The 11,979-nt window shown below is 64.2% G+C and carries 7 protein-coding genes and 4 tRNA genes; 4 read left to right on the top strand and 7 right to left on the bottom strand.

Annotated elements, in window-relative coordinates:
* Positions 1 to 16 precede the first annotated feature (16 nt).
* Together ACFY9W_RS01655 and ACFY9W_RS01650 are read left to right on the top strand one after the other, a co-directional pair.
* A complete protein-coding gene (locus tag ACFY9W_RS01655) occupies positions 17 to 775 on the top strand; it encodes an SDR family NAD(P)-dependent oxidoreductase (protein WP_391124872.1) in 759 nt (252 codons plus the stop codon).
* A 22-nt stretch (positions 776 to 797) separates the two neighbouring features.
* On the top strand, positions 798 to 1,748 hold the full coding sequence (locus tag ACFY9W_RS01650) for an NAD(P)-dependent oxidoreductase (protein WP_391124869.1): 951 nt from the start codon (positions 798 to 800) through the stop codon (positions 1,746 to 1,748).
* Between the two features lie 127 nt (positions 1,749 to 1,875).
* Here ACFY9W_RS01650 and nirD read toward each other — a convergent pair whose 3' ends face one another.
* From nirD to ACFY9W_RS01635, 3 genes are all read right to left on the bottom strand, one after another.
* On the bottom strand, positions 1,876 to 2,238 hold the full coding sequence (gene nirD / locus ACFY9W_RS01645) for a nitrite reductase small subunit NirD (protein ID WP_391124866.1): 363 nt from the start codon (positions 2,236 to 2,238) through the stop codon (positions 1,876 to 1,878).
* The gene (nirB, locus tag ACFY9W_RS01640) at positions 2,238 to 4,790 is read right to left on the bottom strand and encodes a nitrite reductase large subunit NirB (RefSeq protein ID WP_391124863.1); all 2,553 of its coding nucleotides are present in this window, start codon (positions 4,788 to 4,790) and stop codon (positions 2,238 to 2,240) included. Before nirB ends, nirD begins: the two co-directional genes overlap by 1 nt.
* A gap of 304 nt (positions 4,791 to 5,094) precedes the next feature.
* The gene (locus ACFY9W_RS01635; RefSeq protein WP_391124860.1) at positions 5,095 to 9,120 is read right to left on the bottom strand and encodes a molybdopterin-dependent oxidoreductase; all 4,026 of its coding nucleotides are present in this window, start codon (positions 9,118 to 9,120) and stop codon (positions 5,095 to 5,097) included.
* Positions 9,121 to 9,438: 318 nt separating this feature from the next.
* Between ACFY9W_RS01635 and map the strand changes: the two genes are divergently transcribed.
* The gene (map, locus tag ACFY9W_RS01630) at positions 9,439 to 10,230 is read left to right on the top strand and encodes a type I methionyl aminopeptidase (protein WP_391124857.1); all 792 of its coding nucleotides are present in this window, start codon (positions 9,439 to 9,441) and stop codon (positions 10,228 to 10,230) included.
* An 87-nt stretch (positions 10,231 to 10,317) separates the two neighbouring features.
* Here the strand turns inward: map and ACFY9W_RS01625 are convergent.
* From ACFY9W_RS01625 to ACFY9W_RS01610, 4 genes are all read right to left on the bottom strand, one after another.
* A tRNA-Asp gene (locus ACFY9W_RS01625) sits at positions 10,318 to 10,394 on the bottom strand.
* Between the two features lie 13 nt (positions 10,395 to 10,407).
* A tRNA-Val gene (locus ACFY9W_RS01620) sits at positions 10,408 to 10,483 on the bottom strand.
* A gap of 170 nt (positions 10,484 to 10,653) precedes the next feature.
* Positions 10,654 to 10,730: transfer RNA gene (locus ACFY9W_RS01615), tRNA-Asp, on the bottom strand.
* Between the two features lie 13 nt (positions 10,731 to 10,743).
* Positions 10,744 to 10,819 (bottom strand) — tRNA-Val (locus ACFY9W_RS01610).
* Between the two features lie 215 nt (positions 10,820 to 11,034).
* On the opposite strand from ACFY9W_RS01610, the gene rdgC reads away from it, so the two are divergent.
* Positions 11,035 to 11,955 (top strand): recombination-associated protein RdgC, encoded by a 921-nt coding sequence (gene rdgC / locus ACFY9W_RS01605; RefSeq protein ID WP_110745610.1) that lies wholly within the window; start codon positions 11,035 to 11,037, stop codon positions 11,953 to 11,955.
* Positions 11,956 to 11,979: the final 24 nt, after the last annotated feature.

Here is an 11,979-nt window from a genome sequence, read left to right as displayed (position 1 = left end):
CCCTTGGAGTAACACGATGAACCAGAACAAGAAAATCGCCTTGGTCACCGGCGCAGGCAGTGGCATCGGCCGCGCCGTTGCCCTCGCCCTGCTGGAAGACGGCTTCAGCCTGGTCCTTGCCGGGCGCCGTCTGGAGCCGCTGCAAGCGGTGGTCGAACAGGCACAGGCAGCGGGCGGTGAAGCCCTGGCCGTAGCCACTGACGTACGCGACGAACAGAGCGTCGCGCAGCTGTTTGCCACCATCGAGGAGGTACATGGCCGCCTCGACATCATCTTCAACAATGCCGGCATCAATGCCCCCGCCGTGCCGGTCGACGAACTGCCGCTGGAGAACTGGCGCAACGTGATCGCTACCAACGTGGATGGTGTGTTTCTTTGCGCCCGCGCCGCTTTCGGCCTGATGCGACGCCAACAACCGCAAGGCGGGCGGATCATCAACAACGGCTCGATCTCGGCACACACCCCGCGCCCGTTCACGGCGCCCTACACCGCCAGCAAACATGCGGTGCTGGGCTTGACCAAAGCCCTGGCGCTGGATGGGCGGCCTTACAACATCGTCTGCAGCCAGGTAGACATCGGCAATGCCCTGACCGAACTTTCCGAGCGGATGACCCGTGGCGTACGCCAGGCCAATGGCGAAATCGCCGCCGAACCGATGCTCGACGTGCGCCATGTGGCCGACGCTGTGCGCTACATCGCCGCGCTGCCGCTGGACGCCAACGTACTGAACATGACCGTGATGGCCAGCAACATGCCGTTCGTTGGCCGTGGCTGACCTGTTCCTGATGGAGTGCCCCATGAAACCAGAAGTCCTGCAACTTAGCCCGATCCTCATCCCGCAAATCCGTGAGCGCCTGGAGCAGCTGTTCACCGTACACCGCTACTACGAACAGGCCGACAAGGATGCCTATGTCAGCCAACACGCCGGCAACATTCGCGGCGTGATCACCGGTGGTCACACCGGCATCAGCCAGGCGCTGATGGCACGCTTGCCCAACCTCGAAGTGATCGCGGTCAATGGCGTTGGCACCGACGCGGTAGACCTGGCCTATGCCCGCGACCGCGGCATTCAGGTGACGGCGACCATCGGTGCCCTCACCGAGGACGTCGCGGACCTCGCCATGGGCCTGTTGATCGGCTTGTGCCGGGGGATTTGCACCGGTGACCGCTTCGTCCGCGCCGGCCATTGGGCCACCAGTGCCACGCCGCTGGCACCGTTGCCTCTGGCCCGGCAGGTTTCGGGCATGCGTGTGGGCATCGTCGGCATGGGCCGGGTGGGTCGCGCGGTGGCACAGCGGGCGGCGGCGTTTGGGTGCCCGATTCGCTACACCGATCTGCAGGCGCTGGATGTGCCCTACGGATTCGAGGCAGACCTGCTGCAGTTGGCCAAGGACAGCGATGCATTGATCCTCGCGGCAGCGGCGGACAAGGGCGAGGCGCTGATCAATCGCGAGGTGCTGCGAGCGTTGGGCGCCGAGGGGTATCTGATCAACATCGCGCGCGGCAAGCTGGTGGATGAGCCAGCGTTGATCGCGGCACTGGAGGCCAGCGAGATCGCAGGCGCGGCGCTGGATGTGTTTGCCGATGAGCCGCGTGCGCCAGAGGCACTGTTCGAGCGTGAGGATGTAGTGCTGCAGCCCCACCGGGCCAGTGCCACGGTGCAGACGCGCACGCGCATGGGCGAGATGGTGGTAGCCAGCCTGGTGGATGTGTTTGCCGGGCGCACGCCGCAGGGGTTGGTTATCTGAGCCGCCCGTGCCGGCCTCTTCGCGGGCTTGCCCGCTCCCACAGGTACTGCACAGGATTGGAATTCTGTGCGGTTCCTGTGGGAGCGGGCAAGCCCGCGAAAGGGCCGGGACAGGCAGCAGATGAATGTCAGGCGACTGCCAACTCCACCGCCCCATCATTCAACCGCACCGGCCACACCCGCAACCGCTGCCCGGCATCCTCCAGGCACGCCCCGCTCTGCAGGCTGAAATGCTGCTTGTACAGCGGCGCCGCCACCACCAGCTCGCCCTGCACACTGCCCACCAGCCCGCGGCCAATGATGTTGGCGCCAGAACGCGGATCGCGGTTGTCTACCGCGTACAGCGGCTGGGCCTGCCCCGGCAGGTAGAACAGCGCCACCTGGGCCCCGTCCAGCCACACCACCACGCCGGAATCGGCAACCAGGTCTTGCGCCTGGCACACGGGCTGCCAGTTTTCACGGGTTTTCACAGCAGCATTGGACAGGTTCATCAGACAGCCTCCTCGACAGTAGGGATCAGGTGCAGCGGTGCAGCGGGCCGGCGTTGTTCGCGTTCGCGCACGAAGTGCACGTCCGGGTCGGCACGCCGATCATTGACGAACGTGCGGAAGCGCTTGAGTTTTTCCGGGTCGTTGAGGGCGTTGGCCCATTCGCACTCGTACTGGTCGACCACATGCTGCATCTGCGCCTCCAGCTCGCTGGCCAGGCCCAGGCTGTCGTCGATGACCACCTGTTTCAGATAGTCCAACCCACCTTCCAGGTTCTCGCGCCACACCGAGGTGCGTTGCAGCTTGTCGGCCGTGCGGATGTAGAACATCAGCACGCGGTCGATCAGGCGTACCAGCGTCTCGTCGTCCAGGTCGGTGGCGAACAGTTCGGCATGGCGCGGGCGCATGCCGCCGTTGCCGCACACATACAGGTTCCAGCCCTTGTCGGTGGCGATCACGCCAATGTCCTTGCTCTGCGCTTCGGCGCATTCACGGGTGCAGCCCGAAACGGCGAACTTGAGCTTGTGCGGGCTGCGCAGGCCCTTGTAGCGGTCTTCCAGGCGCAGGGCCATGCCGACACTGTCCTGCACACCGTAGCGGCACCAGGTGCTGCCGACGCACGACTTTACCGTGCGGGTCGACTTGCCGTAGGCGTGGCCGGTTTCGAAGCCAGCCTCGATCAGCTCGCCCCAGATCAGTGGCAGTTCGTGCAACTGGGCGCCAAACAGGTCGATGCGCTGGCCCCCGGTGATCTTGGTATACAGGTCGTACTTCTTCGCCACCTGGCCGATGACGATGAGCTTGTCGGGGGTGATTTCACCGCCGGGGATACGCGGCACCACCGAGTAGGTGCCGTTCTTCTGCATGTTGGCCATGAAGGTGTCGTTGGTGTCCTGCAGGGGCACCAATGCCGGGTCCATGATCGGCTGGTTCCAGCACGAGGCGAGGATGTTGCCCACGGCCGGCTTGCAGATGTCACAGCCTACGTGGCCCTTGCCGTGCCGTTCGAGCAGTTCGCTGAAGGTACGGATACCTTCCACGCGCACCAGCCCGTACAGTTCCTGGCGGGTGTAGCCGAAGTGTTCGCACAGGCTCTTGTCTACCGCAACACCACGGGCGGTCAGTTCGTGCTCGAACACCTGCTTCAGCAGTGCCGCACACCCCCCGCAACCGGTGGCGGCCTTGGTGCAGCCCTTGACCGCAGCAAGGTCGCTGCACCCGCTGTCGATGGCAGCGCAAACCGCGCCTTTGCTGACGTTGTGGCAGGAGCAGATGGTTGCGCTGTCTGGCAGTGCATCGGCGCCCAACGCCGGCGCGCCACCCCCTTGCGGCAGAATCAGCGCGGCTGGGTCGGCCGGCAGGGCGATGCCGTTCTGGGCGTATTGCAGCAGGGTGTCGTAGTAGCTGTTGTCACCCACCAGCACCGCACCGAGCACATGCTTGCCGCTGGCATCCACCACCAGCCGGCGGTAGGCGCTGTTGGCTTCGTCGATAAAGCGGTAGCTGCGCGCACCTGGCGTGGCGCCATGGGCATCGCCAATCGAGCCGACATCCACGCCCAGCAACTTGAGCTTGGTGGACATGTCGGCGCCGGTGAACGCAACCGCCGCTTCCCCCATCAGCAACGCGGCCAGGTTGCGCGCCATGCTGTAGCCCGGGGCGACCAGGCCGAACACGCTGCCGTTCCACGAAGCGCACTCGCCAATGGCAAAGATGCGTGGGTCGCTGCTGCGGCAATGGTTGTCGATCACGACCCCGCCACGCGTGGCGATGTCCAGGCCACAGGCTCGGCCCAAGGCATCCTGCGGGCGAATACCGGCAGAGAACACGACCAGGTCGGTTTCCAGGTGCTCACCGCCGTCGAAGTTCATGCGGTAGCGGTAAGCTTCACCCGCACTGATCGACTGGGTGGCACGTGACAGGTGCACGCCCACGCCCAGCGCCTCGATCTGCGCCTTAAGCGCGGCACCGCCCTCGCCGTCCAGCTGTACCGGCATCAAGCGTGGGGCGAACTCCACCACATGGGCTTCCAGGCCCAGCGACTTGAGCGCGTTGGCGGCCTCCAGGCCGAGCAGGCCACCGCCGACCACCACGCCACGGCGGGCACTGACAGCGGCGGCGCGGATGCCGTCAAGGTCGTCGAGGGTGCGGTAGACAAGACACGCGTTGCCGCTGGAGCCTTCGATCGGCGGCACGAAGGGGTAGGAACCGGTGGCCAGCACCAACTGATCGTAGCCATAGCGGCCTTCGGCGGTAACCACCTCGCAGCGCTCGCGGTCGATCGTCAGCACGGCCTCGCCGAGGTGCAGGTGCACGCCATTGGCGGTGTAGAAGTCGTGCTCGCACAGGGCCAGGGTTTCGGCACAGCTGCCGCCGAAGTACTCGGACAGGTGCACGCGGTCGTAGGCGCGCTGGCGCTCTTCGCCGAACACCCGCACCTCGAAGCGCTGCAAGGCGCCACGGCTGACCAGTTGCTCGACACAGTGGTGGCCGACCATGCCGTTGCCGACGATGACCAGTCGCTCTCGTTGCCCGCTGCTCGCTGTTGCCTTCATAAGCCGATCCTCGATCAAAAAAAAAGCGCCTGGAGCCGAAGCTCCAGGCGCCTTTGCCTGTATTCATCACGGTAGGGGGCCCGGATTGATCGCCGTTGATCAGTGGGCTTTGTTGTATCTGGGGTTTAGCAGGGAGTGTGCCAATCCTCTTTCCTGTACTGGCCCTATCGCTGGCAAGCCAGCTCCCACAAGGGCCGCCACAGGTTTCCAGGTTTGTTGAATACCTGTGGGAGCTGGCTTGCCAGCGATAGGGCCAGCACAGCAAGTGCACATTCCAAGTGCATCACTCCCCATCCCGGTGCACTCAGTACACATCGCGCCGATAACGTTTGGCCTTGTTCAAACCTTCGACGTAGGCAGCAGCAGCCGCCGCTTCCATCCCGCTATGCTCAGCCACGATCGCGCGCAACGCCGCATCCACATCCTTGGCCATGCGCTGGGCATCCCCGCACACATAAAAATACGCACCGGCCTCCAGCCACTGCCACAGCTGCGCGCCCTGCTCACGCATGCGCTGCTGCACATAGATCTTCTCAGGCTGATCGCGTGAAAACGCCGTATCCAACCGTAGGTGGCCGCTTGCCTGCCAGGCGTGTAACTGTTCCCGGTAATAGAAGTCGGTAGCGGCGCACTGCTCGCCAAAGAACAGCCAATTTCCCCCTGTCGCCCCCCGCGCTTCCCGTTCTTCCAGAAACGCACGGAACGGCGCAATGCCGGTACCCGGGCCAACCATGATCACCGGCACGCTGTCGTCCTCGGGCAGCCGGAAGTGCTTCGACAACTGCGGAAAGATGGCCACCTTCAGCGCCTGGGCGCGGTCGGCAAGGAAGCTTGAACACACACCTTTGCGCTCGCCGTAGCGCACGGTGGAAACGGTCAGGTGCACCTGGTCCGGATGCGCCAATGGGCTGGAGCTGATCGAGTAAAGCCGCGGCTGCAACGGCTTGAGCAGGTCGAGCCAGCTGGCCAGCGGCAGTTGTTGGGGGAACGCACGCAACACATCGACCAGCTGCCGGCCCCACAGCCAGTCCTGCAGTTGGGCTTTGCATTCGGGCTGCAACAGGCGTTGTAGCTCCGGGGCCGCACCCGCGAAGGCCTGCAGTTGCTGGGCGGTGACCTTGGCGATTTCCAGATGGTCTTGCAGGGCTTCGGCCAGCGGCATGGCAGGCCGGCCCTTCAGCTCGACCATGGCTTGGCCATCGAGCTGCATCAGCGCCAGCAGTTCGCCCACCAGGGCGGGGCAATTGCGCGGCCACACGCCCAGCGCATCACCGGCTGAATAGCTGAAGCCGCTGCCGCTCAGGTCAAACACCAGTTGGCGGGTTTCCTTGCTTGCACCCGGCCCGTTGAGCAGGCGGTTTTCCAGCAAGGTGGCGGCCCAGGGTTGCTGCTTGCCATAGGTCGCTACCGGTGCAGGCTCATTGACCGGTTGTGGCTCGGCAGCAGTACCCAGCGAGGGCAGCAGCGCTTCGAGCCAGCCAGCGAACGCTTCGTCAAAGTCGGGCTCGCAGTCCACCCGTTGCAGCAAGCGCCGCCCACCCAGCTCGGCCAGGCGCTGGTCGAGTTTGCGGCCAAAACCGCAGAACTGGTCGTAAGTGGAGTCGCCCAGGGCCAGCACGGCATAGGGCAGCTCGGCGCAGTGGGCGCCCTCCTCGCCCTGCAACGCCTGCCAGAATGCCCCGGCGCTGTCGGGCGCGTCACCATCGCCAAACGTGCTGGCGATCAGCAGCACGCTGGCGGCGCCTTGTAGCTGGCGCGGGCTGACCGCCTCCATGCAACTAAGCTGCACGTCCAGGCCGGCACCGCGCAAGCGTTCAGCACAGCGCTCGGCCAACAGCTCGCCGTTACCCGTCTGCGAGGCCCACAGCACTTGATGCCGTGGCGCCGACAACGCCGCAGCGGGCAACGCCGCGGGCTGGGCAAACAGACCGGCCAGCAAGCCGTCGACGAACAACCGGCGGCTGGCTGCCAACGGTGCACTGGCCGGCAGGCTGGGCAGGCCATCGGCACGGCTCTGCTCCAGGCCCAGCAGGAAACCTTGCAGGTAATGACGCTCTTCCTCGGCCAGCACCGGGGCTGGCAGGGTGTGCAGGCCAAGCAGACGAGACAGGGTGGCAGTCGGCATACGGGCTGGCTCCGCAATGGCAGTATTCAGTTCAAGGGCTTCGATACGCTCGCCTGCGACCCGCTCCAGGACCACGGCGCAGTGTTTGAAGGCGGGCTGCAGCGACAACGGGTCGACCGCATCGCAGGTAACGGCATTGATTGCCAGTTGCTCGCCGATCAGGTCGTTCCAGTGGAACGGGGCAAAGCAGTTGCCGGGCATGACCCGGTCGCTGAGGCGTGCCGGCAGCACGGCCCGGCCGCGACGAGAGCGAATGGCCACCTGGTCTTTTTCAGCAACGCCCAGCCGGGCGGCATCTTCGGGGTGGATTTCAACGAAGGGGCCGGGCTCCAGCTTGTTCAGCGACGGCACCTTGCCGGTCTTGGTCAGGGTGTGCCACTGGTGCTGCACACGGCCGGTATTCAACACCATGGGATAGTCGTGATCCGGCAACTCGGGTGCCGGCAACCAAGGCCGGGCGAAGAAGCGGGCCTTGCCGCTGGCGGTGGGAAAGGCCAGCGCCGGGCGCTCGCCCTCACTATCGTGGAACAGCACCTGGCTGCTGCCGTCGTTCAGGTAGCGCAAGGGGCTGCGGTCGCTGGCACGGCCAGGCGCGCAAGGCCACTGGTGCGGATGCTGGCGCAGTTCGGCATAACCGATGCCACGCAGATCGTAGCCGGTGGCAGGGTTGTGGAAGCGGCGGATTTCCTCATACACCGCCTCGGCATCGGGGTAGTCAAAGGCTTCGCGATAACCCATGGCGCAGGCTACCCGGGCGATGATCTGCCAGTCGGGCAGGCTCTGCCCTGGCGGTTCGACGGCCCGCGGCATCAAGGTGAGGTTGCGTTCGCTGTTGATCATCACGCCCTCGCCTTCGGCCCACAGCGCGGCAGGCAGCAGGATATCGGCGTAGCGGTTGGTTTCGGTGTCGAGGAAAGCGTCCTGGGTAATCACCAGTTCGGCCTGATGCAGGCCGTCTATCACTTGCTGGCGGTTGGCGACACTGGCCACCGGGTTGCTGCAGATGATCCAGCAGGCTTTCACTTCACCGGCTTTCAGCTGTTCGAACAACGCCACCGTACCCTCGCCGCCTTCGCTGCGCAGGCTGCCCGATGCCAGTTGCCACTGCTGCTCGACAAAAGCGCGGTCAGCCGCCACCAGTGCCGAGCGCTGGCCCGGCAGGCCGGGGCCCATGTAGCCCATCTCGCGACCGCCCATCGCATTGGGTTGGCCGGTCAGCGAAAACGGCCCGCTACCGGGCTGGCAGATTGCGCCCGTGGCCAGGTGCAGGTTGCAGATCGCATTGCTGTGCCAGGTACCGTGGATGCTCTGGTTCAGGCCCATGGTCCAGCAGCTCATCCAGTTGCTGGCGCCGCCGATCCATTCCGCGGCCTTCAGGATGTCGGCCTCGGCCAGCCCGGTGATGGCGGCCACGCGCTCGGGGGTGTAGTCGTCGAGAAAGGCTGGCAGTTCGTCCCAACCTTCGGTGTAGCGGGCGATGAAGGCGGGGTTGGTGTGGCCGTTGCGGTGCAGCAGGTGCAACAGGCCGTTAAGCAAGGCCATGTCACTGCCGGGGCGCACCTGCAGGAACAGGTCGGCCTTGTCGGCGGTGGCACTGCGGCGTGGGTCGACGACGATCAGCTTGGCGCCGGCCTTGACCCGGTCGAGCAGGCGCAGGAACAGGATCGGGTGACAGTCGGCCATGTTGGCACCGATGACCAGGAACACATCGGCGTGCTCGAAGTCCTGATAGCTCCCGGGGGGGCCGTCTGCACCGAGCGACAATTTGTAGCCGCTGCCGGCACTGGCCATGCACAGGCGTGAGTTGGACTCGATATGGCGGGTGCGGATAAAGCCCTTGGCCAGCTTGTTGGCCAGGTACTGGGCCTCCAGCGACATCTGCCCGGACACATACAGCGCAACCGCGTCGGGGCCGTGCTGGTCGATGATGCCGCGCAAGCGAGTGGCTGTTTCGGCGATGGCCTGGTCGATGCCGGAGCGCACCGGCTGCTGGTTACGCTGCTGGCGCACATAGGCGTCCTCCATGCGCCCGGCGGCGGTCAGCGGCAGGTGTGCGGTAAGGCCTTTGGTGCAGAGGCGGCCGAAGTTGCTGGGGTGCTGCTTGTCACCGCTGACCTTGCTGACCTTGCCATCGGCAACGCTCATGACGATGCCGCAGCCGACGCCACAATAGGGGCAGACGCTGCGTACTTCGCTGTTGGCCATGGGCGGGCTCCTGTTGGAAACGCAAAAAGGCGCCGGCTGCCCCGGCTTGCTGAGCAAGCGGGGCAACACGGCGCCTTTGTCGTGAGGTTTTGTGGGCTGTCGACGTTGATGGCCCTGGATGAAGCGTAAGTCAGCAATTAATGGGCCAGCTGTACCGGCCCTTTCGCGGGCTTGCCCGCTCCCACAGGGATATCACTGTGCCTGAGGCCGGTGCTGTACCTGTGGGAGCGGGCAAGCCCGCGAAGAGGCCGGCACAGGCTACGCACCATGCGGTGGCAACCTCACATCCGCTGGCGCTATGCTGGGGCACATTCCAGCATGAGCAACTGCACTCTCCTTATGTCCCAGGTGATCCTCAAGACCCCCGCCCAACTCGACCTGATGCGCCGCGCCGGCCAGCTGCTGGCGCAGGTGTTCGCCGAGCTCGACAGCTTCATCCGCCCCGGCATCACGACGATGCAAATCAACGACCACGCCGATGCATTCATCGTCAACACACTCAAGTCGCGGCCAGCGAGCAAAGGCCAGTACGGTTTCCCCTACTCACTCAATACCTCGGTGGACCACGTTGTGTGCCACGGCATACCCAGGGTCGATGAGGTGCTGAAAGAGGGCTCGATCATCAACGTCGACATCACGCTGGAGCAAGGCGGTTATATCGCCGACTCGTCAAAGATGTACTGCATCGGGCCAGTCAGCCACGAGGCCCGGCGCCTGGTGGACACCACCTATGACGCGCTGTGGGAAGGCATCGAACAGGTACGCCCAGGGGCCACGCTGGGCGATATCGGCCATGCCGTGCAAACCCATGCCGAGGCCGCGGGCTACAGCGTGGTGCGCGAGTATTGCGGGCATGGTATCGGCCAGCAGATGCATGAAGGGCCGGAGGTGCTGCACATCGGCCAGCGCGGCATGGGCATGAAGCTGAAGCCGGGAATGGTGTTTACCATCGAGCCGATGATCAACCAGGGTGGGCGTGGCACGCGCACGTTGAAAGATGGCTGGACGGTGATTACCCGAGACCACTGCCTGTCGGCGCAGTGGGAACACACGGTGGCAGTGACTGAGGACGGGTTTGAGGTGCTGACGTTGCGCGAGGAAGAGCGCTGAAGCTGAAATCGCAGCCACAAAAAAAGCGACCCTAAGGTCGCTTTGTTTGTTACTTCCGGGTGTTCAGTAGGCCCTGGAAGTGGAATATGGCGCAGCGGACGGGACTCGAACCCGCGACCCCCGGCGTGACAGGCCGGTATTCTAACCGACTGAACTACCGCTGCGCTATACATCGAGTGGTGGGTGATGACGGGATCGAACCGCCGACCCTCTGCTTGTAAGGCAGATGCTCTCCCGGCTGAGCTAATCACCCATGTCTCTCGGTGTGGCGCGCATTCTACGGGCGACTTGGCGCTCTGGCAAGCACTTATCGAAGATTTGGCAAAAATAAATCAGCCCGCAAATTTCAGGCACAAAAAAAGCGACCCTAAGGTCGCTTTCTCTGTTACTTCCGGGTGTTCAGTGGGCCCTGGAAGTGGAATATGGCGCAGCGGACGGGACTCGAACCCGCGACCCCCGGCGTGACAGGCCGGTATTCTAACCGACTGAACTACCGCTGCGCTATACATCGAGTGGTGGGTGATGACGGGATCGAACCGCCGACCCTCTGCTTGTAAGGCAGATGCTCTCCCGGCTGAGCTAATCACCCTTCGTCTCGGTGTGGCGCGCATTCTACGGACGGCCCTGCACCCTGGCAAGCACTTTTTAAACTTTTTTCAAAAAAAACCTCATGCCTTTCAAAGACCTAGCGTTGCCGGGTGTTTAAGTGAGGGTTAAGCCGCTGCTGGCCCTCTGACAGGGCTGGCCTCAGATCACTACACGGAGAATAATGCCCGCCTTATGCATTAAGGAGAGTTGCCCCTCATGTGGTTCAAGAACCTGCTGACCTACCGCCTGACCCAGGAAGTCCCGTTCGAGCCTGAAGCGCTGGAGGCCGCCCTGGCCAGCAAGCCGGCCCGCCCCTGCGCCAGCCAGGAGCTGACCACCTATGGTTTCGTCGCGCCGTTCGGCAAAGGCGAAGACGCTCCTCTGGTGCATGTCAGCGGTGAGTACCTGCTGATTGCCGCACGCAAGGAAGAACGCATCCTGCCGAGCAGCGTGGTCAACGACGCGGTCAAGGAAAAGGTCGAGGAGATCGAGACCGAGCAGATGCGCAAGGTCTACAAGAAGGAGCGCGACCAGATCAAGGACGAGATCATCCAGGCCTTCCTGCCGCGCGCGTTCATCCGCCGCTCGATGATCTTTGCCGCCATCGCCCCACGCCAGGGTGTGATCCTGGTGAACTCGGCCAGCGCCAAGCGTGCCGAAGACCTGCTGTCGACCCTGCGAGAAGTGATGGGCTCGCTGCCCGTGCGCCCGGCCACGGTGAAAATTGCACCGGTTGCCACCATGACCGACTGGGTCAAGTCGCAGCAGGCCGCCGAAGGCTTCTATGTGCTGGACGAGTGCGAGCTGCGCGACACTGCCGAAGACGGCGGCATCGTGCGCTGCAAGCGCCAGGACCTGACCAGCGAGGAAATCCAGCTGCACCTGAGCACTGGCAAGGTGGTGACCCAGCTGGCCCTGGCCTGGCAGGACAAGCTGTCGTTCATCCTGGACGACAAGATGGTGATCAAGCGCCTGAAGTTCGAAGAGCTGCTGCAAGAGCAGGCCGAGCAGGACGGTGGTGATGAGGCGGCGCAGCAGTTCGATGCCAGCTTCCAGTTGATGATGATGACCTTTGCCGAGTTCCTGCCAGTGCTGTTCGAGGCGCTGGGCGGGGAGGAGATTCCGCAAGGGGTCTGAGGTGTCTTGAAATGCCGGTGCTGG

The sequence above is a fragment of the Pseudomonas sp. NPDC008258 genome (assembly GCF_042956345.1).
Classification (GTDB): Bacteria; Pseudomonadota; Gammaproteobacteria; order Pseudomonadales; family Pseudomonadaceae; genus Aquipseudomonas.
This window is presented reverse-complemented; position numbering and strand designations above follow the sequence as displayed.